Source organism: Nonomuraea sp. NPDC050022 (assembly GCF_044460705.1).
Taxonomy (GTDB): Bacteria; Actinomycetota; Actinomycetes; order Streptosporangiales; family Streptosporangiaceae; genus Nonomuraea.
Genome location: NZ_JBITKE010000009.1, coordinates 25,514 through 47,418, shown reverse-complemented (window position 1 = coordinate 47,418; position 21,905 = coordinate 25,514). Strand labels below are relative to the sequence as shown.

Below are 21,905 nucleotides of genomic sequence, written 5' to 3'. Positions count from 1 at the left end.
CGTGCGTACCGGAGCCGAAAGACGGGGACATATGTCATTTGCCAATCTGCTCTACTACATCCTCAGGCTGCTGATGATCAGCCTGCTGATCGTGGGTGTCGTGCTGACGGCCAAGGCGAAGGCGGAGCGCGGCCGGGCGGCCACCTTGGGGATGTTCGGCTGTCTCGTGCTCCTGTTCGGCGAGCTCTTCAGCATCGTGCGCGTCGCCTCGGCGGCGAGCCTGATCCGCGCGGTCGGCATCAACTCCTACAACATGGTGATGGTCGCGATAGAGACGATCGCCACGCTCATCACCGCAGTCGGCGTGGGCTTGCTGATCTGGGCCGTGGCCGCCCGCCGCACCCCGGCCCAGCCGCAGCAGACGCCGGGCTGGCCGCAACCCCAGCAGCCGCACGGCTGGCCGCAGCCCCAGCAACCCCAGCCCCAGCAGCCCGAGTGGCAGCGCCAGTCCCAGGCGCCGCCCGAGTGGCAGCCGCAGTCCCCGCCGCAGCCGCCCTCGGCCCCGCAGCCGGGCTGGCAGGACCCCGAGCGGCCCGGCTGGCAGAACCCGCAAGGCTAACCAGCCGCCCGATCGCCAAGGAATGTGACAATGTCTGGATAAAAGCTCTCTGCGCCGCGTCCGAGGGGATCATGACTCCAGAGCAGCCGGATCAGCCCGGCCCCGACCCCAACCGGACCATCAGGCACCGCTGGCCGCAACCTGAGCCACCCCGCCAGGAACCCGGCCTGACGCCTTACACGCAGCGCCTGCCCTACACCCCCGACATGCTCCCCGACGTCCCCCAATACGAGGCCAAGCCACCGAAGTCGGGCTGGTGGTGGGTGATTCTGGTCGGCGGGATCGCGGTCCTGGTGGTCGCCGTCGCCGTGGTCGCCCTCCTGTGGGCCCGGAGCACCGTCGAGCCACCCGTCAAACCGGGCTCGCAATCGTCCGTCAAATCGGGCCCCGCGCGGGTCACCGACACCAAGGCCCAGGTGTCCTACCTCATCCCGGAGGGCTGGACGAAGGCCGACCGGCCGTCCTACACCTCGGGCATCGCCGCGGGCGGCGCGGTCGTGGTCGCCTTCCCGCAGCAGCAGGGCGGCATCGGCGGCGCCGCCACGTCCGAGCAGTTGCAGGCCAGGGCCGACGCCGTGGCGCTGGACACGGCCCGGCGGTTCCTGCCCGACCTGGGCAGCCGGGACGGTCTGCGCACCCGGGCGCTGGAGGTCGGCGGCCAGCCGGCGGCCACGGCGTCGTTCCGGGTGGTGTTCAAGAGCGCTACCAAGGATCCGGCTTATGTCCGCATCGTGGCGGTGCACACCGCCGATGGCGGCCTCTCCTACGTATACGGCAGCACGGTGCCCGACGGCGACGCCGCCCGCCGGGCCCTCGACGGGGTGCTCGACAGCGTCACACCCGCGTGAAGTCCATGGTCCAGTTGGTCTCCCAGGTCTGCCCGCCATCCGCCGAGAATGCCTGCTCCCACCGGCAGGAGTCCGGGCCGCGCACGGTCCAGATGAACCGGCAGCGCACCGGCGCGCCGTCGTGCTGTTCCTCGCCGTAGAACTCGCCCCGGTCACCGTCGAAGGCGCCGACCATGGGCGTCGGGTCGAGCGTGCCCCTTGAGGTACTCGCCCAATAGATGGACCACTGCTCCGTCGCGGGGTTGAAGATCCGGATGGTCAGCCCGGTGAAGCCCCTGGCCGGGCACTTGATCTCGTCGAAGCTCGCCGCGCCGTCGAAGTGGCGACTGGCCACACTGGTGCCGGGGAACTCGTCCCACTCGTCACTGCCCGTCAGGGGCTTGACGAGCCTGCGGTGGGTGACATTCCAGGAGCCGGCGAAGAAGTCGAAGTCGTTCATGCGGACGAACGTAGAGCAGGGTCACTGACAGGTAGTGTCAGTGAATGCGCGCCTCCCGGCTGGTCTCCCTCCTCCTGCTGCTGCAGACGCGCGGCCGCATGACGGCTCAAGAGCTGGCCGAGCGGCTCGAGGTCTCCGTACGGACGATCTACCGCGACGTCGAGTCGCTGCACACCGCGGGCATCCCGCTGTACGGCGACGCCGGGCCGAAAGGCGGCTACCAGCTCCTCGACGGCTATCGCACCCGGCTCACCGGGCTGACCACGGACGAGGCGGAGTCGTTGTTCCTCGCCGGGCTGCCGGGTCCCGCGGCCGAGCTGGGATTGGCCGCCGTGGTGACGGCCGCGCAGCTCAAGCTGATGGCCGCGCTGCCCGTCGAGCTGCGCGACCGGGCCGGGCGGATCCAGGAGCGCTTCCACCTGGACGCCCCGACCTGGTACCGCGACGCGCAGCCGGTGGCGCACCTGCCGGCCGTGGCCGACGCCGTGTGGAACGAGCGCGTCCTGGAGGTCAGATACCGCCGCTGGAAGGCGCCGCAGGAGGTCGAGCGGCGGCTGGAGCCGTACGGGCTGGTGGTCAAGGCCGGACGCTGGTATCTAGTGGCGCGGGCCGGTGAGCAGGTGCGTACCTACCGGGTGTCACAGATCCTCGGCCTGCACGCGCTGCCCGAGCGCTTCACCCGGCCCGACGACTTCGACCTGACCGCCTACTGGCAGGCGTACCTGGCCGAGTTCGAGGCCCGGCTGCGGTGGGGCGAGGCGGTGATCCGGCTGTCGCCGCAGGGGATGCGGCTGCTGGCCAACCTCATGACACCCGGTGTGGCGGCGGCGGCGAAGGAGAGCGCGCAGCCGCCGGACGGCGAGGGCTGGACCCAGGTGACGGTCCCGATCGAGTCGATCGAGCACGCGGCGGGTGAGTTCCTGCGGCTCGGCACGGACGTCGAGGTCCTCGCTCCCGCCGAGCTCCGCGACCGCGTCGCCACCACGGCCGAGGAACTGACCCGCCGCTACAACGGGTGAGCCGACCCGCGTGAGCTCACCGCGTGAGCGCTGTCTCCTCGGCCTGCCAGCAGTGCGTCCAGTGCCCCTCGCCCACCTCGGTACGGCCGGGCACCCGCTCCGAGCAGACCGGCAGCGCCACCGGGCAGCGCGGATGGAAGCGGCATCCGCTCGGCGGCTCGATCAGGCTGGGTGGCTCGCCGTGGCGCGTCGCCTCCGGTGCCGTCACCCGGTCGGGGTCGGGCGCCGACTCCAGCAGCAGGTTCGTGTAGGGATGGGCGGGCGACTGGGTGAGCGTCTCACCGTCACCGCTCTCGATGAGCCGCCCGGCGTACATCACCGTGATGTCCTCGGCGAAGTAACGCGCGCTGGCGATGTCGTGCGTGATGTACAGGAGCGCCAGCCCGCTCTCGTCGGCCAGTTTCTCCAGCAGCCGCAGCACGCCGAGCCGGATCGACACGTCGAGCATCGACACCGGCTCGTCGGCGATGAGCGCGATGGGCCGCACGGCCAGCGCGCGGGCGATCGCCACCCGCTGCCGCTGCCCGCCCGACAGCTCGTGCGGCAGCTTGTCCATGAACTGATCGACCGGTGTGAGGCTGACGCGTTCGAGCAGCTCGGCGACCTGCTCCTGTTCGTGCGCGGGCGAGCGGACATGTCCGTGAATGCGCAGCGGCCGCGCCAAGTGGTAGCGGACCCGGTGGAACGGGTTCAGCGACGCGAACGGGTCCTGGAAGATCAGCTGCACCTGCCGCCGGTAGTCGCGGAACGCCGCCCCGCGATGCGCCTTCACCCGCTCGCCGCGCAACAGCACCTCACCCGAGGTCGCCGGGTACACCTGGGCGAGCAGCCGGGCCACCGTGCTCTTGCCGCAGCCGCTCTCGCCGACCAGCGCGGTCACCGTTCCGGCGCGCAGCGCCAGGGAGACATCCTCGACCGCGCGCACCGGGGGCCGCTTCCCGAACCGGCCCCGCGGGCCGCGGGCCGCGGTGAAGTGCTTGGTGAGGTTCCGGCCCTCCAGGACGATCTCGCCGCTCACTGGCGCACCCCCTTGTCGTCGTTCAGCAGGCACGCGACCTGCCCTTCCGTGCCCGGGACCAGCTCGGGCCGCCGCACCGAGCACGTGTCCATGGCGAACCGGCAGCGCGGATGGAAGGCGCAGCCAGGTGGCAGTGAGCGCAGGTCCGGCGGGGTGCCCGGGATGCCGAGCAGTTCCTCGCGCGGCCCGTGCAGCCGGGGGAACGAGCGCAACAGGCCCAGCGTGTACGGATGGCTGGGCGACTTGTGCAGCGCCTTGGCCGAGCCCGTCTCCACCACCCGGCCCGCGTACATGATGGCGATCCGGTCGGAGATCTCCATGAGCAGGGACAGATCGTGCGTGATGAACACGACCGCGAAGCCGTACTCCTCCCGCAGCGTCCTGATCTCGTGGAGGATCTCCCGCTGGACGACCACGTCGAGCGCGGTGGTCGGCTCGTCCATGATGATGATCTCGGGGTTGAGCGCCAGCGCGATGGCGATCGCGGCCCGCTGGCGCATGCCGCCCGACAGCTCGTGCGGGTAGCCGCGCCGCCGGTCGGCGCTGATGCCGACGCGTTGCAGCAGCTCGACCGTCCGCTCGACGCGCTCCTTGCGTGACATGCGCGGGGCGTGGACGCGGAGTACGTCGTCGATCTGGTCGCCGATCGTGCTGACCGGGTTGAGCGCGTTCATGGCGCTTTGGAAGACGACCGCCAGCTCCTTCCAGCGGAAGGCGCGCAGCTCGCCACGACCGAGTCCGAGCACGTCGACCGGCTCGTCGTCCCTGCGGTGGTAGACGACGGAGCCGGAGGTGATCGCCGCCGGTGGGCGCAGCAGCCGGGCGACGGCGTTGGCCAGCGTCGACTTGCCGCTGCCGCTCTCGCCCGCCAGGCCGAGGATCTCGCCCCGGCGCAGGTCGAGCGAGACGTCGGAGACGGCGTGCACGGCGCCGCTGCCCGACTGGTAGTCCACGCTGAGGTCGCGGATCTCCAGGACGTTCATGCGCGGGCCTTCCGGACCTTGATCGTCCGTAGACGGGGGTTGGCGATCTCGTCGATGCCGAAGTTGACCAGCGCCAGCCCGGTGCCGATCAGCGCGATGCACAGCCCCGGCGGGATGAACCACCACCAGGCCCCGATGAGCAGCGCCTGCCCGTTCTGTGCGAAATACAGCATGCTCCCCCAGCTCACGGTCGACAGGTCGGCCAGGCCGAGGAAGGACAGCCCGGCCTCGGCCAGGATCGCGCCGACGACCGTGGCCAGGAAGCTGGTGGCGATGACGGGCAGCAGCACGGGCAGGATCTCGAAGAAGATGATCCGCAAGGGCCCTTCGCCACTGGCCCGGGCCGCCGCCACGAAGTCGCGCCGCCGTACCGACAGGGTCTGGGCGCGCAGCACGCGGGCACCCCAGGCCCAGCCCGTGACGGCGATCACCACGGCGACCGAGGCGACGCCGCGCTGCGGCAGGTAGCCCGCCAGCACGATGATCAGCGGCAGCGAGGGCAGCACCAGGAAGATGTTGGTCAGCACCGAGAACGTCTCGTCGATCGCGCCGCCGAAGTAGCCGCCGACCAGGCCCACCGCCACGGCCAGCACGGTGGCGATCACCGCCGACAGCAGGCCGACGCCCATCGAGATCCGGGCGCCGTACACGATCTGGGTGAGGATGTCCTGCCCGGTCTGTGTGGTGCCGAGCCAGTGCGCGGCCGAGGGGCCCTGCAGGCCGTCGTCGCTGGTGGCGGCCGGGTCGGCGCCGATGAGCAGCGGCCCGACGAGCGCCATCAGCGCGAAGAAGACGAGGATGCCCACGCCGATCTTGATCTTCACTGGGCCTCCTGCCGGGTGCGGGGATCGAGGACCACGTACGCGAGGTCGGCCAGGAAGTTGGCGACGAGCACGGCCAGCGAGATGACGAGGAAGATGCCCTGCATGAGCGGAAAGTCCTCGTTCTCCACGCCTTTGAGGAGCATCGACCCGATTCCCGGATAGGAGAAGACGATCTCGGTCAGCACCGAGCCGCCCACCACGAAGCCGAGCGACAGGGCGAAGCTGGTGATGTTCGGCAGGATCGCGTTGCGGGCCGCGTAGGCCCACATGACCCGGCGGCTGGTCAGCCCCTTGGCCTCGGCCATCACCACGTAGTCCTCGCCGAGGGTGGTCACCATGACGTTGCGCATGCCGAGGATCCGGTCGGCCATCGAGGCGACCACGATCGTGACGGCCGGCAGCGTCGCGTGGTAGAGCACGCTCGCGGCGAACTCCCCGGTGAAGCCGGGCGCGACCTCCAGCCCGTACGCCCGGGAGACCGGAAACCACTGGAGCGTCACCCCGAAGACGAACACCAACGCCAGCGCCACCCAGAAGTACGGCACCGCGTGCATGAACGTGGCGGCGGGCAGCACCCCGTCGAGCCAGGTGCCGCGCTTCCACGCCATCAGCACGCCCAGCGAGGTGCCGACGAAGTAGCTGATCAGCGTGGCCACGCCGACCAGCCCGACCGTCCACGGCAGGCTGTCGGCGATGACGGTGGACACTTCGGTGGGAAAGAAGGTGATCGAGCGGCCGAGTTCCCCATGAGCGAGATTGCCCAGATAATCCAGATACTGCTGCCACAGGCTGGCGTCGCTGATCCCGAAGGCCCGCCGCATCGCGTCGATGGCGGCGGGGTCCACGTTGTCCCTCATCCGGGCGACCAGCAGCTCGACCGGGTCCCCCGGCATGAGCCGGGGGATGAGGAAGTTGAGCGTGACGGCGGCCCAGGCCGTGAGCAGGTAGAACCCGAGCCGCCTGGCCAGAAACCTCACTTGGCCGCCGGCTTCAGGTGCAGCAGGACCACGGCGGCGTCAGGCGAGGTGTACGGCGAGGGCATCGCGTACGGATCCTGCTCGGAGGGCCAGCCGACATACTTGTTCGTCCGGTACTGCGACCAGGCCGGGCTGTAGAACAGCGGCACCGTCGGCAGCTTCTCCACCATGATCTTGCCCAGCCCTTGGACGGCCTTCTGCTGCGCGGCCTCGTCCTCGGTGGCCGCGTACTCGTCGATCAGCTTGTCGGTCTCGGCGTCCTTCCACCGCTCGTAGTTGCCGGTCCCCGGCTTGCCGACCGGCTGCGCCAGGTCGCCGTAGAGCATCGAACGCATCTGGAAGTACGGTGTGGGTCCGGAGGGCGTGGCCCGGATCGACAGGTCGTAGTCACCCTTGCCGACCTTGGACACCCAGTCCGCGAACGCCACACCCCGCGTGTTCACCTTGATGCCGACCTTGGCCAGGTCCTCCCTGATGAGCTGGGCGGCGTTCACCCAGTCGGTGAACGGCGAGGGCACCAGCAGGGTGAAGCTCAGCTTGGCCGGGTCGACGCCCTTGAGCAGCTCCTTGGCCTTCTCCACGTCCACCTTGAAGGCCGCGTCCTTGTACTCCGCGGGCAGGTAGGCCTCGCCGCCCGGCATCGGCACGCTGGTCGGGTGCGCCGGCTTGGTGTAGCCGCGCTCGGCCACCCGGACGATCTTGTCCCGGTCGACGGCCAGGCTGATGGCCTGCCGGACCTCGGGCTTGGCCAGGATCGGGTTGGCCTGGTTGGGCAGCAGGTTCACCACGCCCTCGGGCGGGAAGAAGAACTTGTTGATCTCCGGCTTGCCCTGGACGTAGATCTTGTCGATGTCGGGCACGAACGCGCCCGCCCAGTCGAGCTCCCCCTGCTGAAGCGCCGTCTGCACCGCGTTGGCGGTGTAGGCGGGGAACTTCAGCGTCGGCACCTCCGGCTTGCCCGGCTGCCAGTAGCCCGGGTTCTTCTCCATCTCGTAGAGCTGCGAGCTGAACTTCGACAGCTTGTACGGCCCGGTCCCCACCGGCTTGGGGTTGGTGAAGGTGACCGGATCCTGCTGCTTCTCCCAGAGGTGCTTGGGCACGATGGGGGTGTTTCCGGCGATGTTGTAGAGCTTGGCGTACGAGGTGGACTTGAAGGTGAGCTCCACCTTGTCCGGCGCGAGGACCTTGGTGCCCGCGATCTCCAGCGCGCTCCTGTTGAGCTGGGCGTTCTTACTGAGCAGATCGAAGGAGAAGGCCACGTCGTCGGCGGTGAACGGCTGCCCGTCGGTCCACTTCACCCCCTGACGCAGGGTGAAGGTGATCGTCTTGCCGTCGTCGGACCACGCGTGCTCAAGAGCCAGCCAGGGGGTGACCTCGCCGGGCTTGAGCTTGTTGAAGAACTCCAGCGTCTCGTAGATCATCCCGGACGTGCCGAAGTTCACGTTCTCCAGGTGGTACGGGTTGAAGTCCTCCTGGAAGGTGCCCGCGTCCACCGCGTGAATGACTAATGGCGGCGAACCGGCGGTGTTCTTGCTCGTGGAGCCGCTGCTCGAACAGCCCGCCACCGCGACGGCCAGCGCCGCGGTGACCACCAGGCTTCGTTTCATTGAGGTGCCGCCTTTCCGAGATAACGCGCCCGGAGATCGCGGGCCCCCTTCGGCGCGGCGAACGCCTGGGCCCGGCGGAATCCGGCTGGTGCGCCGCGCACGATCGTCAGCGCGCGGTAGTAGTCCACGTACGGGAAGCCATACGTCTCGCCTCGGGCGTACGCGTAACCCGTGATCGCCGCCGACCAGACCTCGTAGGCCTCGTCGGACAGGTCGACGAACACGTCGGGCGTGTAGCCGTCGGCGTCCTCCCAGTTGTCGGCGTAGTAGAGCTCGCTCGCCCAGTACGCGGGCAGGTCGCGCTCGAGCGTCTTCAGGCCGCCGTAGAAGCGGGCGTCCTGGACGATCCGGTGAGTGCGGGCGTGGTCCTTGTGGATGGACTCGGCCCAGTGGGTGAGGATGACGTCCGGCCGGAGCTCCCTGATCAGGTCGCCGACCCGCATCTTGACGTCCTCGTCCTCGGGCAGCAGGCCGTCCTCGTAGTCGAGGAAGCGCACGCCCGCGCCGATCGCCGCGGCGAACGCCTCCGCCTCGGCGCGCTTCTGCTCGGCGTACGCGGGGATGGACAGGCGCGGGTGGCCGCGCTCCCCGAGCGTGAGGTGCAACAGCGTCGCGCGGTCGCCGCGCAGGACGTGCTGGGCGAGCACGGCGCCCGCGGTCAGATCCAGGTCGCCCGCGTGGGCCCCGATGGCGAGCACATGGGTCACGCCGACCGCCTCATCACGTGGAAGCGCCTGGTCACCTCGTAGCCTGCTCTGCTGTAGAGGTGACCGGCCGGGCTGGCCTCGCCCGTCCACAGGAACCACGAGGAGTGCAGGGCTTCGGCCCGCATCATGGTCATGGTCAGGTGGAGGAGGATCTTGCCGAGCCCGGTGCCCCGCTCGCCCGGATCGACCCCGAACGGCCCGAACCTCTCAGGGAGTCCCCGATAAGCCCCGTATAACGCGAACCCGACTATTTCCGCCTTTTTCGCGATGATCATGCGTTTGGTGTCGCGGTGCTGCCTGATCGCCTCGCCCCAGTCCGGGTTGAAGACGTCGGCCGCGAACCGGATGAGCTCCGGTAACTCCCCTTCACGCGGGCTGCGGAACTCATACCCCTCGCCCTCCCGCTTGGCCCGCAGCGCGTGCACCTCGTCGGGCGTCACGTAGCCGACCAGTGTGCGGTCCATCGCGACCGGCGAGTAGAGCGTCTCGAACCCCAACCCCTCCAGCAGCCGGTACCCGTCGGGGTAGAGCGCGGCGTCGGCGCCCGGCAGCACGTAGTTGGGCGTGTAGGAGGAGAAGTCGATCCTGGTCCTGCCCTGGGCTTCGAGGAAGGCGACCGCCTCGCCGAGCAACCGCCGGCCGAGCCCGGTCCCCCGATGCTCGGGCGCCACGAAGAAGAACGGGATCCAGCCCGTCTCCGGCTCCAGGTCGGTGCCCGGGGCCAGCGGGATCAGCCGGCGCACGGCGTACGCGCAGCCGGCCACCCGCCCGTCGATCACGGCGACCCGCAGTCCTTCGGGGTCGAAGTTGGGGTCGAGCAGCACGCAGTCACGGAACCAGCCGGAGGTCGTGGGGTCGCCTGGCATGCTCTGATTCCAGGCGTCTATGAGGGAGACCTCGTCCCCCGAGGCGAACGCGCGGACAGTGACCATGGGGGTCCTTTCACCCTGGGCTCTGCCTTCCCACCCTCCCCAGTGATTAAGAGCCAGGTCAAGAGGGATCAGGAAAAAATTTTCCCCGATGACGTAGACCTAGAAACTTTCTTTCGCCTCCGGTAAGTATGGAACGTTGACCTTGACCCGACCTGTCAGAGGACGCGGAACCAGAGGTTCGTCGCCTGCGGCGCGCTGGTCAGGCTCAGGCGTTCGAGCTTGACGTCGGCCCCGCCCGGCCGGTCGAACAGCCGGACCCCGTCGCCGAGCAGGACGGGCGCGATGAACACGAGGATCTCGTCGAGCACACCGGCCTCGAGGCACTGCCGGGCGGTGTCGGCGCCGAGGACGTTGACGTACTTGTCGCCCGCGGCGGCCTTGGCGGCGACGACGGCGCCGTCCAGGTCCCCGACGAAGGTGACACCCGGCACCGGCGTGTCCGGCGTGTGGTGGGTGAGCACGAACTGCGGTCCGGTCCATCCGCCGCCGAACGGCTTGCCCTCCTTGTCGGTGCCCCTGTGCGGATCGTCGCCGCGGAAGGTGCGGTTGCCGACGAGCAGGGCACCGATCTTGCCGATGACGTCGTCCACCAGCGGATTGGGGCCGATGTGCTCGGTCAGCCAGGACATGTCACCGCCTGCCCCCGCGATGAACCCGTCCAGCGACATGGTGCACGAATACAGCAGCTTGCTCACGACGTACCTCCATCAAAGCGGTTGACCCTTGATGAGACTGAGGTTGGGCCGAGAACTCATCGGTGCGTCGGCGAGAGCCCGAAAGCCGCGAACAGGCCGGGATCGTGGAAGGCGGTCATCTCCGCGATGCGCCCGACCTCGATCCGAGCACGGAGATCGCGAAGGCGCGGTGGCCAGGAGCGCCAATTCGATCGCCCCCTGGCCACCACCACGGCATCCGGCTCGTTCCACCGGCCCGCGTCCGCCTGCGCTTTACCCCGCCGACTACCCCGTGCCGGCGGTGAACAGCACGTCCACCCAGTAGTTGCTGGCCTGGTAGCTCTTCGTCGGGAAGCCGTTCGTCGCGCCGTACCGATACACGCCGTTACCTCCTGACGCGCCGCTCGCCAGCGCGAGGAGCGGATCGTTGTTGTACTGGGTGGCGAAATACTGCCGGTCCACCGCGTAGTTCCCGGAGGTCGTGAAGTACGAGACCACGTAGGTGGTGTTGGCGGAGATCGTGACAGGCGTGGCGAAGTTCATCCGCTGCCAGCCGCTCGCCGTCTCATTGGTGAACGTCCCGGACGCCAGCAGCGCCCCGGCGCTGGTCCACAAGTACCCGGTATGGGTCCCGGTGTTCTGCGCTCCCTTGTAGAACCGGACCCCCAGGATCCTGCCGCTCGTCGTCGCCCTGAACTTCACGCCCAGCGCGACGGCCGTCGGATCGTCCGCCGACGGCGTCGCCGGAACCGACGTGTCAGGCCACAGGCTGTTCGTCGGCGTCGGAGTCGGAGTGGGTGTCGGAGTGGGCGTTGGCGTTGGCGTCGGCGTCGGTGTAGGGCCGGAAGTGTTGAGGACGACGTCCACCCAGTAGTTGGTCGCCATGTACGTTTTGTTGGGAAAGATGCTGCTCCCCGAGTAGGTGTACACGCCGTTGCCGCCGCTGCTCGCGCTGGCCGGGGCGGTGAGAGGACCCCGCACGACCGCGTTCGAGAAGTACGAGACGTCCCTGGCGTATCCGCCGTTGGGCGCGAAGTACGAGGCCACATAGGTGGTGTTGGCGCTCACCGGGACCGGGGTCGAGAAGTTCACCTGCTGCCAGCCGGTCGCCGTCTCACCGGTGAACGTCGCCCTCCCCAGCAACTGGCCGCCGCTGGTCCACAGGCTCCCGACGTGGGTGCCGGTGTTGCCCGAGCCCTTGTAGAACCTGACCGCCGAGACGGTGCCCGCCGTCGAGGTCTGGAACTTCACCCCGACTTCGACCGGGCTCGGGTCATCGGCGGCGGGCACGGAGGGCACCGTGGAAGACGTCCAGAGGCTGCAGGGGCAGTCCGTGGTCGAGTTGACCGTCCTCGTGGTGACGGGCGACTGGATGTTGCCGCTGTCGTCGACCGCCCTCACCATGACCGTCTTGGCACCGGTGCCTTGGATCGTCCATGCGTACTGCCAGGTGGTTCGGCCAGTCGCCTGGCGCCAGGTGGCGCCGCCGTCGACCGACACCTCCACGGCGCCCACCACGCCTCCGCCGGTGTCGGCCGCCGTTCCCAGGACCTGGATGGTTCCAGGACTTACGTTCTCGCCGGCGGCCGGAGCCGTGATCGCCGAGGTCGGAGGGGTGGTGTCGGTCGACGCCGTCGCCGGCACCAGCCCCGGTTGGAGGCTGGCCGGCTGGGCTTTCATGTCGGCCAGGAGGTTGACCGTCGCCTGTTTCATCCGGACATCTGTGGGGGTGCCCGCCCGGTCATGGACGCTGTCCAGGCCCCACGACCACTGGACCGTGCCGGCGCCGAAGACCAGCGCGCCACTCGGCGCCTTGGAGAACGTCAGATCGTGCGTCGCGGTCCCGGCACCGTAGGTGCTACCGAAGTCGAGCAGGTATTTGGTGGACGAGAACAGCGTCGTCTGGGCGAGCCGCACCGTCCCCGGCGGCTCGAAGTCGTTGTCCGGGGCCTCATCCCATTCGAACCCGAGCGTTCCCGCCGGGAACGTCGCGGTCTGCCCTGGTTGCAGGCTTGCCACGGACGTGTTGCGCCAGAACCGCAGCGGCCCGTACTCCGCCGGAACGGTCATCGCGTCGTTGACCGTACCGTTGATCCTGAAGAAGGTTCCGCTCACGCGGTTCTCCGGCCTGCCTCCGTCCGACGGCGGCGAGAAACGCGGGTCGCGCCACGTCCCGGTCCATTCCGGACTGGGGTCGATCTTGGCGTTGGCGTGCGTCTCCTTGTAGCAGACGATCGTCCGGAAGGGCGTCAGCGCACCGGTGATGCTCGGTTCCCATCTGGTCTTCCAGAAGATCTCGTTGCCGGAGAAGAAGGCCACGTTCACGCCGCTGTCGCGGGCGGTCTCCACGGTGTTGCGCATCTGGTTCGACCAGTACTCGTCATGCCCGACGGAGAGGAACGCCTTGTGCTCCAGCAATTCCTGACCGCGGGTGGCGCTGTCCACGCCGCTGAAATAGCTCACGTCATATCCGTTGGCCTCAAGCCATCGGACCATGGGGTATTCGGCGTTGAAGAAGAAGCTCTCCGGAGCGTCCATGGAGAAAGGGTCGCGCGTCTTGAACGGGCGGTTGTAACTCACCTTGTAGGCGCGGCCGACAGGATTGCCGAAGTAGAGGCTGTTCCCGCCGTACCGGTTGTACGCCTGCCAGGTCGTGTCGGAGGTCTGCACGAGAATGTCCGAGCCCCTGGTGTCGTCCCGGACCACGAAAATGATGTGGCTGGCACCGGTCGTTCCGTCCTCCCGGACCAGCTTCGCGATATAGACCCCCGAGACGGCGTCGCTGGGCACCGCCCAGGAGGCCGACACCGCCCAGTTGCCACAGTCGATGAGCCCGGTCGACGTGTCCTCCGCGCATAGGGGCTGCGACTGGGGCAGGGGGGCGGACGGCTGGACCGTCGTTATCTTTCGCGCTCCCATTCCGCCGTAATAGCCGATGCGGTAGATGTCGAGGCGGTAATCGGTCGCCACGGTGTCGACCTTGAACAGCACGGTCTCCCCGTGATTGACGCTCATCTGCGTCGCATAGCCCTGGATGGTGCTGCTGCCCGCTCCCGAGATGTCCCATTCGCTGGCGGGGTTGCCGGGCTTGTTGTTCTCTATGCAGATGACGGAGGTCGGCGGGCAGACAGCGGGTCTCCGAGCGCCGACCGGCACGCCCGAGCGGGTTTCCCACTCCTGCCGGCGGGTGCCTTCCGCGACACGGGCCGCGAAGTCCGACGCGCTCCGCGCCGGTTCCGCACGGTCCGTTCCCGCAGAGGCCGCGCCCGCAGGGGCAGCGCCCGTACGGGCTATGCGCGCCTCCGCACCGGATCCTCCCCCAGGCCCGCACACCAGGCCCGCCACCATGGCGACGACCAGCCCAACCCAGGGCAGTCGACGCCTCCCCACGGCTTTCTTCTCACGCTCCGACATGTGCCACCCCCGGTCGCAGTACCCCACGCGAAAGAGCCGGACAGAAGACGGCTGCGCAGGCCGTCAAGATCATCGACTCAGTGAGGAATGCTATGGGCCGGACTGGTTGCTCCTGGAGCAGACGGTGATACGACAGCAGCTCTTATGAAATGGGCGTGTCGCCGCTTATAACGAGGAAAATCCCAGCAACCCGCCCCCGCACAGGAACACGGCCAGGGCTGAGCTCGGTCGAATCAGGCCTCGTACCACGCCCTGGCGACGTTGCAGCCGTACGGGTCGCCGGAGACTTCAGACACGAACCTGTCCGGCCCACTGTGCCGATATATCCATGGCCCCCAAATGATGGTCGCGCAGGGCCAGTGCCCGGAATTGCATTCGGCCCGCCGCCACGCCCTTTCGCCGCACTGTCGCAGAACTGTCGCGAGCGATGGGACGAGGAGAAAAGAATTTAAAATCCAGCTCCGGTCGCCCGGCCGAAGATCTCGACGAGTTCGTTCGCGCAGTGGTCGGGGTCGAGGCCGTCGACGATGCGCTCGGCCATCGCGTCGATCGACGCACGCAGGGCCGTACTCATCAGCACACTGTCGAACGCCCGGAAAGCCCCCGTACGCTGCCCGTCCGTGAACAGCGCCACCAGCCTGGCGATCGCGGCGTCCCGCTCGTGGTCACCCGCGAACGCCTGGTTGTGCGCGATCTGCTGCACCGCGCGCACGTGTCCAGGATGGGCGGCGATGAAGGCGATGTTGGCCCGGATGAACGCCTCCAGTTGCGCATTGGCTCCGGAGGCGGCGTCCAGCCTCGGACGCATGAAGGCGGCCGCGTCGGTGATGACCTGACGCACAACGGCCTCGAAAAGCTGCTCCTTGTTGGAGAAGTGATAGGAGATCAGCCTCTTGCTGCTGAGCCCGGCGTGCTCGCAGATGGCCTCGAATGTGGTCTCCGCATAGCCGCGCTCGGCGAGCACGGCGATGGTGGCGGAGGCGATCTGGGCTCTGCGGGCCTCGGTGGCTTCGCGGCGAGTTCCGGAGGTCTGCATATCACCCCAGCTTGCCACGCTTCGGGTACGCCTCACGTACGGCACGACGGTTGACGATGACCGCGACGGCGGCGACCAGGACGCCGACCACTGCCTGCTCCGCCTTCATCCAGCCGGGATAGCCGCTGTCCGGCGCGAGGAGGATGAGCACGATCCCGATGGGCGCGGCGAAGGTGATGAAGCGAATGCGCAGGTAGGCCGATCGCTTGCCTCGTGCGGCCTGCCCGGCCAGAGCCACGAGCCAGACGGAGACGGCGGCCACGGCGGCGCCGCGCAGCCACACGACCCAGTTGCCACCGATGACGGCGGCCACGCCGAGCGTCGCGATCGAGATGACGAGCACGGCGACGAAGAGCGTCCGGACCAGATTCCACGGTTTCTTATCCATGCGTATAAATTTACACAGGCGGATAACGACGTGCAAGGGCCTAGCGCTGACCACAGAACGAAACATTCGTCCCAGACACCCAGGCTCGGAGCTTGTGCTGCTCGATCTCGTGTCCGGAACGGCTATCCCAAGCGGGCCTCCCGAGCCGCCCGTGCGAGGACTGCCTCAACCTCAACGTGTGGACCCCCGATCCCGGGGCATCCGGCTTACCGGTACTGGTCTGGATTCACGGCGGCATGTTCACGAAGGGGTCCGGATCCATCGCCGGCTACCGCGGCACCTCCTTCGCCCGCGACGGGGTCGTGTGCGTCACGATCAACTACCGGCTCGGCGGCGCCGCCGGCGGCGTACGCCTCCTGGCCAGGTGGAACCGCGACGACACCCGGATCGGCCTCGTCCCCACCGGCATGATCGACCTCGCCGACGAGCGCATCCTCTCCGCGGTCGTGGGCGCCTACGGCGGCCCCGACGGGACGATCGAGCTCTTACCGGGCGGCCCGGCCGGGCGCGAACGACGGGGACCTGCTCGCCGCCGTGACCACCGACCGCTTCATTCGGGTTCCGGTGATCCGGGTCGCCGAGGCCCGCCTTGAGGCCGGCGAGGCCGACACCTGGATGTGCCCGCTTCGACCACGAGTCGCCGAGCTTCGCCGGTCGCCTCGGCGCCGCTCACGCGGTGGAGCTCCCGTACGTGTTCGACCTCCTCGACGAGAAGTCCAGCCAGGCCTCGCGCTGGTCCCGCACCCCACGGTCATGGTGATCTTCGACCTCGGCGGCCAACCATTCGTCATCGAAGACGGCCGTGGTTCGCAGCAGCGAGAACGCGTCGCCGCCGGACTCGCCCCCCACAGGGCTCGAGGGCGGGTTCGCCAGCAGCTCCGAAGGCCTCCAGCCGCGGCTCTCGCGGATGGTCGCATACGCGGTCTTGGGCGCCTCCGCGGAACTGGGCGGGACGCTGGTCACCCTCGACGACCTGTGGGGACAAGACGCCGTACGAACCCACGAGCGCTTGCATGCCGCCAGATCGTGGGAGGAGCGATTCGCCGGAGGCCGCGCTGGCCCGGCAGGCCGACGCAGGCCGAGCCGTCGATCCGGAAGTCACCTTCTCCTGGCGGCAGATGGTGGCCAGCCGAGGGCGGGTACGCGTCGAACGCCTGGTCACCGAGATCGGCTGGAGCCGCAAGCGCCTTTGGTCCCGGTTCCGCGCCCAGGTCGGCCTCACCACCAAGCGCGTCGCCCAGCTCATCCGCTTCGACCACGCGGCCCACCGCCTGGCCGCCGGCCATAGCGCCGCATTGGTAGCGGCGGAGAGCGGTTACGCCGACCAGTCCCACCTTCACAGAGATGTCATGGCCTTCGCCGGGATGACGCCGACGGCGGTCGCGATCTCGCCGTTTCTCGCGATCGACGATGTCGCGTGGCCTCCCAAGCCCTCGTCTGTCATCTGACAAGAGCGAGCGGGTGGCCCACGAAGGACACAATACTCAGCCTGTCGCTGTTTCCTATATGGACTTCACCCAGGAACGGGCCACCTTGGGAGGCATCGCCAATTCCTCCTGTACGAGCCGGACCGCCTGCTCTTCGTATCCGCGAACCTTGAGCTGGCGCACACGACCGGTGAGTTCGGTAGCTCTGACGGCGTCCGTGTACTTGAGGACACGGCGCTGCCGAAGAGTCCGAACGACCATCACGCCCCAGAAGACAAGGAAGCAGGCAGAGAGCCCTAAGAAGCCCAGAGGAACCACGGTGTCAAGCATGAGCTGATCTTAGGTGTCATCTTCGGCTCCAGCGAAGGCCCTAGCACGCACTCTGGGCGCAGACGTGATGCTTCCCCGCGGAGGCGACTTCCCCCGGTAAATCCGAGTTCCCCCGTCACATCCGGGGTCCTCGGCACATCCGGTCGGCACCGAAGCACTCGCCCACGCGCCGCTCATCCAGATGCAGAGCCCACAGGCGACAACAACACCGGACGGTAACTGCGGCCAACATGCCTACACCGGTGGCCACGAGCAGTCCTCATGCGCCCTACCCGACGACGAGCGCACTCCGCCACATGCTCCCAACCGAGGACCCAAATGGCCCCAAGCAGGCGAAGCGCCTAAATAAGACCGCCCGAGCGAAGCGAAGGCCCTACAGGGGTCGGGACCAGGCCCGACTGGAAGAAAACGCCTGAAGCCCCAAGCGCGAAGCGCCAAAAGAGGCGAAGCCGATTAGGCAAAAAGAAAAACAGCCCGGAGCGAAGCGAAGGCCGGTTGGCCCGACGCTGGGGGTCCGGGGGCTATCCCCCGGGGTAAACAATGAGGAGGCCGGAGGGAGCGAAGCCCCCGTAGGGGGCGAGCGACCAAACCAACCCCGCCGACGAACGTGGAGCTATGGGGATTCGAACCCCAGACCCCCTCCATGCCATGGAGGTGCGCTACCAGCTGCGCTATAGCCCCTGGTCACCGTGACGAGCTGGCTCGTTACGGCGCTCCGAGAGCATATAGCCATCGGGGGGATTCGCCTAATCGCGCCGTCCGTGCGCCGCACCGGCCACCAGTACGGCCAGCCCGTCCAGCTGGCGCCGCAGCCCGAACTCGAAGAGCGAGTCCAGGTCGAGGTCGAGTCCGGGCTGCACGATCACCCTGGCCATGGTCGGGAAGCCGCCGGAGGAGAGCGCCTCGGCCAGCTGCCCCTCCCTGACCGCCGCTTCATCGTCGGCCTCCGGGGCCGCCGCGACCCCTCGTACGAACCCGGCCAGCGACACGCTGGCGTGCAGCATGGCGTTGGGGGTGAGGCCGAGGCCGTCGAGGGCGCGCAGGATCCATTCGGTGTGCGCCATCGCGTTGCGGACGAGCTCTGGCCTGGTGAGCGGGATGGCCTGAGAGAGCCAGGGATGGCGGCGGTGGAGGCGCCATTGAAGCCGCAGCGACACCTCCAGCTGGGCGCGCCAACCGGGCGGCGGCTGTGCGGGCAGCGGAATCTCGCCGTAGGCGGCGTCCGCCATCAGGTGTAGAAGCTCGTCCTTGCTCCGTACGTACATAAGTAGCCACAAAACCGGAGCACCGAGCTCGGTGGCGAGCCGGTCCATGGAGACGGCGGCGAGCCCTTCACCGTCAGCGATCTTGATGGCCACGCCGAGGACGCGCTGCCCAGTCAGGTCCGCGGGGGCGGACTCCAGCCCCCCACCGCCGTCAGCCGCCTCGGGCGGAGCGTCGACCCGGTAGACCACCACGGTGCCGATCCCGGGCACCGGGCGTACCAGCCCTTCGTCCCGAAGCGTGCCGATCACCTTGCTGGCCGTGGCCATCGCCACTCCCCAGTCACGCATGATCTGCCGGGTGGACGGGATCCTGTCCCCCACCGCCAGCTCCCCTGCGGCGATCCGCCGCCGCAGTTCGCCGACGATCCGGAGGTAAGGCACCTCACCTCGGTCCACCGCGAAGTCTCCTCATCGCCCTAGCGCACTAAGACGAAATAACACCACATCACCTCCGCCACCCGCACTAGAGCTACAAATCCGCTATCGCCGGAAGAATTCGCCCACGCAGCAGGACCCGGGCACGACGCGACCCGACCCGGGCTCGACGCAGCAGACCGAGGGCCAGGGGGGCTAGGCGTCCGGACGGTCGTCGCTGTTGACCGGCTCAGGCAGCGTGCCCGCGTTGTGTTCGAGCAACCGCCACCCCTTACGCCCCTCCTGCAACACCGACCAGGAGCAGTTTCCGAGCCCGCCCAGCGCCGGCCAGAGCTCCTCAGGAAGCCCCAGCAGCTCGCAGATGCCCAACCGCAGCGCCGCGCCGTGCGAGGCCACGACCAGCAGGCCGTCGTCGTCGAGCCGGTCGGCCCAGCGGCGCATGGCGGCCGCCACCCGGCCGGCCACGTCGGCGACCGGCTCGCCGTCGGGGGCCTCCCAGGCCACGTACTCCTCCGGCCAGCGGGCGGCGATCTCGTCGCGGGTCAGGCCCTCCCACTGACCTCCGCCGCGTTCGCGGAGGTCCTTGTCGACGGAGACCTCGAGACCGACGATCCGGCCAAGGGCCAGCGCGGTGTCGTTGGCCCGCTGAAGGTCGGAGGAGACGATGACGGTGGGCCGCAGCGAGGCCAGCAGAGACGCGGCCCTGGCCGCCTGGGCGACACCGGTCTCGTCGAGCGGGATGTCGGAGTGGCCTTGGAAGCGACGCTCGACGTTCCACAGCGTCTGGCCATGCCTGAGGCAGACGATCCTCTTGCTCAAGTGCGAGCCCGCTGGATGTTGGCCTGCGCCACGCTCTCCGGGAGCGGGATGGCCGGGCAGTCCTTCCAGAGGCGCTCCAGCGCGTAGAAGGTGCGGTCCTCCTCGTGCTGCACGTGTACGACGATGTCGAGGTAGTCGAGGAGCACCCAACGGCCCTCGCGCTCACCCTCGCGGCGTACCGGCTTGGCGTCAGCCTCGATGCGCAGCCTGTCTTCGATCTCGTCGACGATGGCGCGGACCTGGCGGTCGTTCGTGGCGGAGCAGAGCAGGAACGCGTCGGTGATGACGAGTTGCTCGCTCACGTCGTAGGCGAGAATGTCATCGGCCAGCTTGTCGGCCGCGGCCTCGGCGGCGATCTGGACGAGCTGGACGGCTCTTTCGGATGCGGTCACGATGCGGGTCGGTCCTCCTGTGTCGGCAACATGCCCCTATGTTGAGGGTACCCGTTACGGCTCCACAGCCCCACGTATGGCACGAGCACCTTCACCCCTCTGCGTGGTAAAGGCCGCGTTTGTTGATGTACTGCACGATTCCATCCGGCACCAGGTACCAGATCGGCTCACCCTTCTCCACCCGCTGCCTGCACTCCGACGAGGAGATGGCCAGGGCGGGGATCTCCAGCAAGGTCACCTTCCCCGGGGGCAGGCCCGGATCGTGCAGCGTGTGGCCGGGCCGCGTACACCCCACGAAATGGGCGAGTTCGAACAGCTCCTCGGCGTCCTGCCAGCTGAGAATCGCGCCGAGGGCGTCGGCTCCGGTGATGAAGTAGAGCTGTGCCTCAGGTCCGTAGATCGCGGAGATCTCACGCAGCGTGTCGATGGTGAAGGTGGGCCCGGGCCGGTCGACGTCCACCCGGCTCACCGAGAAGCGGGGGTTCGACGCGGTCGCGATCACGGTCATCAGATAGCGGTCCTCGGGCGCGGACACCTCGCGCTCCGACTTCTGGTACGGCCGGCCCGTAGGCACGAAGACGACCTCGTCGAGATTGAAGTGGTGAGCCACTTCGCTGGCAGCGACCAGGTGACCGTGGTGAATCGGGTCGAACGTCCCACCCATCACTCCCACGCGTCGCTTTCCCTGGACACTCGGCGCGTTCATCATGAAAGGACCCTACGCGTCGGCAATCCGACACCCACATGGCACCCCCCGCTGACCAAAGCGGTCACCAACCCCGTCACGAACCCAGGTGATGAACGCGCGCCGTCCCGGCTGCCGACGTAGCATGCCGGGCATGACGACCACCCCGGACCGCAACCGCGTCCAATTGCCCGGCATCTCGTCTCGTGCCTACGAACACCCCGCAGACCGGTCCGCGCTGGTCGCTCTGCGTAAGTTGAGTGGGTTCGACACGGTTCTCAAGCAGATGTCCGGCCTCATCAGCGAGCGCCGCCTGCGCCTGATGTACCTCGCGTCGGCCGTGCGTGTGAGCGAGACCCAGTTCCGCTCCCTCTACGACATGGGCCGCGACGCCGCCTACGTCCTCGACCTGCACCGGATCCCCGAGATCTACGTCCAGCAGGACCCGCAGGTCCAGGCCAAGGCCATCGGTTTCGACGACCCGTTCATCGTGGTGACCACCGGCCTGCTCAACCTCATGAACGAGGAGGAGCAGCGCTTCGTCATCGGTCACGAGACCTCGCACATCCTGTCGGGCCACGCCGTCTACCGGACGATGCTCGACATCCTCACCCGCCTGGCCACCCGCGTGGCCTGGATCCCGCTCGGCTACATCGGCCTGCGCGCGATCGTCGCGGGCCTGGAGGAGTGGTACCGCAAGTCGGAGCTCTCCTCCGACCGCGGCGGCCTGCTCACCGGCCAGGACCCGGACGCGGCCAAGCGCGCGCTGATGAAGCTGGCCGGCGGCGCCTACACCCACGAGATGAACATCGAGGCGTTCCTGGAGCAGTACCAGGAATACGACACCGCGGGCGACCTGCGCGACGGCTTCCTCAAGGTGCTCAACCTGCTCGGCACCACCCACCCGTTCGCCGTGGTGCGCGTGGCCGAGCTCGACAAGTGGCACCGCGGCGGCGAGTACGAGCGCATCCTCGGCGGCGACTACCCGCGCAGGGAAGACGACGCCAGCGCCCGGGTCACCGACGAGATCAAGGCCGCGGCCGAGTCCTACCGCGCGTCGTGGTCCCAGTCGCAGGATCCGTTCATCGGCGTACTGCGCGACGTGGCAGAGGGCGCGGTCAACGCGGGCGAGCGCATCTTCAACCGCTTCTCCCGGCGCGACGGCGGCCAGGGCTAACCCACAGCCG

24 protein-coding genes and 1 tRNA gene are annotated in these 21,905 nt (G+C 68.5%); 6 read left to right on the top strand and 19 right to left on the bottom strand.

Features of this window, described 5'->3' with window-relative positions; translation table 11 throughout:
* Positions 1-31 precede the first annotated feature (31 nt).
* Together ACIBO2_RS35400 and ACIBO2_RS35395 are read left to right on the top strand one after the other, a co-directional pair.
* Positions 32-559 (top strand): hypothetical protein, encoded by a 528-nt coding sequence (locus ACIBO2_RS35400; RefSeq protein ID WP_358557266.1) that lies wholly within the window; start codon positions 32-34, stop codon positions 557-559.
* Between the two features lie 71 nt (positions 560-630).
* Entirely contained in the window at positions 631-1,407 is a 777-nt protein-coding gene (locus ACIBO2_RS35395) for a hypothetical protein (protein WP_397302626.1), read from the top strand.
* Here ACIBO2_RS35395 and ACIBO2_RS35390 read toward each other — a convergent pair.
* The gene (locus ACIBO2_RS35390; RefSeq protein ID WP_358557272.1) at positions 1,394-1,846 is read right to left on the bottom strand and encodes a hypothetical protein; all 453 of its coding nucleotides are present in this window, start codon (positions 1,844-1,846) and stop codon (positions 1,394-1,396) included. The genes ACIBO2_RS35395 and ACIBO2_RS35390 overlap by 14 nt on opposite strands.
* 44 nt (positions 1,847-1,890) lie before the next feature.
* Between ACIBO2_RS35390 and ACIBO2_RS35385 the strand changes: the two genes are divergently transcribed.
* Complete coding sequence (locus tag ACIBO2_RS35385; protein ID WP_397302623.1) at positions 1,891-2,865, top strand: helix-turn-helix transcriptional regulator; 975 nt, start codon at positions 1,891-1,893, stop codon at positions 2,863-2,865.
* Positions 2,866-2,881: 16 nt separating this feature from the next.
* Here the strand turns inward: ACIBO2_RS35385 and ACIBO2_RS35380 are convergent, their stop codons facing one another.
* From ACIBO2_RS35380 to ACIBO2_RS35330, 11 genes are all read right to left on the bottom strand, one after another.
* Complete coding sequence (locus tag ACIBO2_RS35380) at positions 2,882-3,883, bottom strand: ABC transporter ATP-binding protein (protein WP_397302620.1); 1,002 nt, start codon at positions 3,881-3,883, stop codon at positions 2,882-2,884.
* Positions 3,880-4,866: an ABC transporter ATP-binding protein gene (locus ACIBO2_RS35375; protein WP_358557279.1), complete on the bottom strand. Its 987-nt coding sequence runs from the start codon at positions 4,864-4,866 to the stop codon at positions 3,880-3,882. The genes ACIBO2_RS35380 and ACIBO2_RS35375 overlap by 4 nt, the downstream gene beginning before the upstream one ends.
* Positions 4,863-5,690 (bottom strand): ABC transporter permease, encoded by an 828-nt coding sequence (locus tag ACIBO2_RS35370; protein ID WP_358557282.1) that lies wholly within the window; start codon positions 5,688-5,690, stop codon positions 4,863-4,865. The genes ACIBO2_RS35375 and ACIBO2_RS35370 overlap by 4 nt, the downstream gene beginning before the upstream one ends.
* Positions 5,687-6,667: an ABC transporter permease gene (locus tag ACIBO2_RS35365; RefSeq protein ID WP_358557284.1), complete on the bottom strand. Its 981-nt coding sequence runs from the start codon at positions 6,665-6,667 to the stop codon at positions 5,687-5,689. Before ACIBO2_RS35365 ends, ACIBO2_RS35370 begins: the two co-directional genes overlap by 4 nt.
* The gene (locus tag ACIBO2_RS35360; RefSeq protein ID WP_358557287.1) at positions 6,664-8,274 is read right to left on the bottom strand and encodes an ABC transporter substrate-binding protein; all 1,611 of its coding nucleotides are present in this window, start codon (positions 8,272-8,274) and stop codon (positions 6,664-6,666) included. Before ACIBO2_RS35360 ends, ACIBO2_RS35365 begins: the two co-directional genes overlap by 4 nt.
* Complete coding sequence (locus tag ACIBO2_RS35355; protein WP_358557290.1) at positions 8,271-8,981, bottom strand: PIG-L deacetylase family protein; 711 nt, start codon at positions 8,979-8,981, stop codon at positions 8,271-8,273. Before ACIBO2_RS35355 ends, ACIBO2_RS35360 begins: the two co-directional genes overlap by 4 nt.
* Complete coding sequence (locus tag ACIBO2_RS35350) at positions 8,978-9,913, bottom strand: GNAT family N-acetyltransferase (protein WP_358557293.1); 936 nt, start codon at positions 9,911-9,913, stop codon at positions 8,978-8,980. Before ACIBO2_RS35350 ends, ACIBO2_RS35355 begins: the two co-directional genes overlap by 4 nt.
* Positions 9,914-10,068: 155 nt before the next feature.
* Positions 10,069-10,608 (bottom strand): dihydrofolate reductase family protein, encoded by a 540-nt coding sequence (locus ACIBO2_RS35345; protein ID WP_358557295.1) that lies wholly within the window; start codon positions 10,606-10,608, stop codon positions 10,069-10,071.
* Positions 10,609-10,872: 264 nt separating this feature from the next.
* Positions 10,873-13,977 (bottom strand): DUF4082 domain-containing protein, encoded by a 3,105-nt coding sequence (locus ACIBO2_RS35340; protein ID WP_397302614.1) that lies wholly within the window; start codon positions 13,975-13,977, stop codon positions 10,873-10,875.
* A gap of 472 nt (positions 13,978-14,449) precedes the next feature.
* Positions 14,450-15,037, bottom strand: coding sequence for a TetR/AcrR family transcriptional regulator (locus ACIBO2_RS35335; RefSeq protein WP_358557301.1), 588 nt, complete (start codon positions 15,035-15,037; stop codon positions 14,450-14,452).
* Position 15,038: 1 nt separating this feature from the next.
* Positions 15,039-15,425 (bottom strand): hypothetical protein, encoded by a 387-nt coding sequence (locus ACIBO2_RS35330; RefSeq protein ID WP_397302611.1) that lies wholly within the window; start codon positions 15,423-15,425, stop codon positions 15,039-15,041.
* A 92-nt stretch (positions 15,426-15,517) separates the two neighbouring features.
* Here ACIBO2_RS35330 and ACIBO2_RS35325 point away from each other — a divergent pair, with 92 nt between their 5' ends.
* Positions 15,518-16,018, top strand: a complete 501-nt coding sequence (locus tag ACIBO2_RS35325; protein WP_358557307.1) for a carboxylesterase family protein — start codon at positions 15,518-15,520, stop codon at positions 16,016-16,018.
* 76 nt (positions 16,019-16,094) lie between these two features.
* On the opposite strand, the gene ACIBO2_RS35320 is transcribed toward ACIBO2_RS35325, so the two are convergent.
* Positions 16,095-16,388 (bottom strand): hypothetical protein, encoded by a 294-nt coding sequence (locus ACIBO2_RS35320; protein ID WP_397302608.1) that lies wholly within the window; start codon positions 16,386-16,388, stop codon positions 16,095-16,097.
* Between the two features lie 50 nt (positions 16,389-16,438).
* Here ACIBO2_RS35320 and ACIBO2_RS35315 point away from each other — a divergent pair, with 50 nt between their 5' ends.
* Complete coding sequence (locus tag ACIBO2_RS35315) at positions 16,439-16,873, top strand: helix-turn-helix domain-containing protein (protein ID WP_397302606.1); 435 nt, start codon at positions 16,439-16,441, stop codon at positions 16,871-16,873.
* 54 nt (positions 16,874-16,927) lie between these two features.
* On the opposite strand, the gene ACIBO2_RS35310 is transcribed toward ACIBO2_RS35315, so the two are convergent.
* From ACIBO2_RS35310 to nadD, 6 genes are all read right to left on the bottom strand, one after another.
* A complete protein-coding gene (locus ACIBO2_RS35310; protein ID WP_397302603.1) occupies positions 16,928-17,182 on the bottom strand; it encodes a hypothetical protein in 255 nt (84 codons plus the stop codon).
* Positions 17,183-17,790: 608 nt separating this feature from the next.
* A tRNA-Ala gene (locus ACIBO2_RS35305) sits at positions 17,791-17,863 on the bottom strand.
* Between the two features lie 65 nt (positions 17,864-17,928).
* Entirely contained in the window at positions 17,929-18,843 is a 915-nt protein-coding gene (locus ACIBO2_RS35300) for a TetR/AcrR family transcriptional regulator C-terminal domain-containing protein (RefSeq protein ID WP_358557315.1), read from the bottom strand.
* 174 nt (positions 18,844-19,017) lie between these two features.
* Positions 19,018-19,641 carry a histidine phosphatase family protein gene (locus ACIBO2_RS35295; protein WP_357939809.1) on the bottom strand — a complete coding sequence of 208 codons (624 nt, stop codon included), beginning with the start codon at positions 19,639-19,641 and terminating at the stop codon, positions 19,018-19,020.
* Positions 19,638-20,033 (bottom strand): ribosome silencing factor, encoded by a 396-nt coding sequence (gene rsfS, locus ACIBO2_RS35290; RefSeq protein ID WP_357648089.1) that lies wholly within the window; start codon positions 20,031-20,033, stop codon positions 19,638-19,640. The genes ACIBO2_RS35295 and rsfS overlap by 4 nt, the downstream gene beginning before the upstream one ends.
* Positions 20,034-20,124: 91 nt before the next feature.
* Positions 20,125-20,742 (bottom strand): nicotinate-nucleotide adenylyltransferase, encoded by a 618-nt coding sequence (gene nadD, locus ACIBO2_RS35285; protein WP_357648087.1) that lies wholly within the window; start codon positions 20,740-20,742, stop codon positions 20,125-20,127.
* Positions 20,743-20,863: 121 nt separating this feature from the next.
* On the opposite strand from nadD, the gene ACIBO2_RS35280 reads away from it, so the two are divergent.
* Positions 20,864-21,895 (top strand): M48 family metallopeptidase, encoded by a 1,032-nt coding sequence (locus tag ACIBO2_RS35280; RefSeq protein ID WP_225302586.1) that lies wholly within the window; start codon positions 20,864-20,866, stop codon positions 21,893-21,895.
* Positions 21,896-21,905: the final 10 nt, after the last annotated feature.

Excerpts from the sequence above, each read along its gene's own strand:
- ACIBO2_RS35400 (WP_358557266.1), top strand. The coding sequence starts at position 32 with ATGTCATTTGCCAATCTGCTCTACTACATCCTCAGGCTGCTGATGATC.
- ACIBO2_RS35395 (WP_397302626.1), top strand. The coding sequence starts at position 631 with ATGACTCCAGAGCAGCCGGATCAGCCCGGCCCCGACCCCAACCGGACC.
- ACIBO2_RS35390 (WP_358557272.1), bottom strand. The coding sequence starts at position 1,846 with ATGAACGACTTCGACTTCTTCGCCGGCTCCTGGAATGTCACCCACCGC.
- ACIBO2_RS35385 (WP_397302623.1), top strand. The coding sequence starts at position 1,891 with ATGCGCGCCTCCCGGCTGGTCTCCCTCCTCCTGCTGCTGCAGACGCGC.
- ACIBO2_RS35375 (WP_358557279.1), bottom strand. The coding sequence starts at position 4,866 with ATGAACGTCCTGGAGATCCGCGACCTCAGCGTGGACTACCAGTCGGGC.
- ACIBO2_RS35360 (WP_358557287.1), bottom strand. The coding sequence starts at position 8,274 with ATGAAACGAAGCCTGGTGGTCACCGCGGCGCTGGCCGTCGCGGTGGCG.
- ACIBO2_RS35350 (WP_358557293.1), bottom strand. The coding sequence starts at position 9,913 with ATGGTCACTGTCCGCGCGTTCGCCTCGGGGGACGAGGTCTCCCTCATA.
- ACIBO2_RS35335 (WP_358557301.1), bottom strand. The coding sequence starts at position 15,037 with ATGCAGACCTCCGGAACTCGCCGCGAAGCCACCGAGGCCCGCAGAGCC.
- ACIBO2_RS35330 (WP_397302611.1), bottom strand. The coding sequence starts at position 15,425 with ATGGATAAGAAACCGTGGAATCTGGTCCGGACGCTCTTCGTCGCCGTG.
- ACIBO2_RS35315 (WP_397302606.1), top strand. The coding sequence starts at position 16,439 with ATGCCGCCAGATCGTGGGAGGAGCGATTCGCCGGAGGCCGCGCTGGCC.
- ACIBO2_RS35310 (WP_397302603.1), bottom strand. The coding sequence starts at position 17,182 with ATGCTTGACACCGTGGTTCCTCTGGGCTTCTTAGGGCTCTCTGCCTGC.
- nadD (WP_357648087.1), bottom strand. The coding sequence starts at position 20,742 with ATGATGAACGCGCCGAGTGTCCAGGGAAAGCGACGCGTGGGAGTGATG.
- ACIBO2_RS35280 (WP_225302586.1), top strand. The coding sequence starts at position 20,864 with ATGCCGGGCATGACGACCACCCCGGACCGCAACCGCGTCCAATTGCCC.